This is a genomic window from Acinetobacter sp. V89_7, from assembly GCF_029967895.1.
Lineage (GTDB): Bacteria > Pseudomonadota > Gammaproteobacteria > Pseudomonadales > Moraxellaceae > Acinetobacter > Acinetobacter soli.
In genome coordinates this window covers 1-868 of sequence record NZ_JASCAJ010000013.1, presented here as the reverse complement: position 1 = coordinate 868, position 868 = coordinate 1, and the positions used below count along the sequence as shown (strand labels likewise).

The window sequence follows — 868 nt, the reverse complement described above, 5'->3', positions numbered from 1 at the left end:
CATATTGGTCAGGGCCGTATGACGCTTGAAGAGATTGTAGCTAAACTCGACAATAATTCGGCTGAAAAAGACGCTGCGGCCATCAATGCCAAAGCTGCCTTTGATGTGCTGGTGGTCGGTGCCGGCCCTGCGGGTGGAACCTCGGCCATTTATGCCGCACGTAAAGGCATTCGTACCGGTATGATCGCAGAGCGCTTTGGCGGTCAGGTCATGGACACTATGGACATTGAAAACTTTACCTCAGTGCAAAAAACCTTGGGGCCGAAGTTTGCCACCGATATGGAAGCACATATTCGTGAATACGATGTCGATATCATGAACTTGCAGCGTGTGAGCAAGATCACCGGTGCAGACCAAACCATAAATGGTCTGGTACATCTTGAACTTGAAAATGGCGCTACAGTTGAATCGAAAACCGTCATTCTTTCTACTGGTGCACGCTGGAGAAAGATGAATGTTCCGGGTGAGGATGAATATGCCACTCGTGGTGTTGCATACTGCCCACACTGCGATGGTCCGCTGTTTAAAGGCAAGAAAGTAGCGGTGATTGGTGGCGGTAACTCGGGTGTTGAAGCTGCAATTGATCTGGCGGGAATTGTTGAACATGTGACGCTGATTGAGTTTGATACCAAACTTCGTGCCGATCAGGTCTTGCAAGACAAGCTGAACAGTTTGAGCAATGCCACCGTGATCACGCATGCCTTATCCACTGAAGTGGTGGGAGACGGCAGTCAGGTGACGGGTCTGAAATATAAAGACCGCGCCACTGATACCGAGCATACGCTTGAGCTGTCTGGTATTTTTGTACAGATCGGATTGTTGCCGAACACCGACTTCTTAAAAGGCACAGTGGATTTAAATGTACGCG

Annotated in this window: 1 protein-coding gene; it reads left to right on the top strand. The window is 49.3% G+C overall.

All coding sequences use genetic code 11. The features are described 5' to 3' along the window. A partial coding sequence (locus tag QLG00_RS01220; protein WP_282470378.1) for an FAD-dependent oxidoreductase occupies nt 1–868 on the top strand: 868 nt, incomplete at both ends.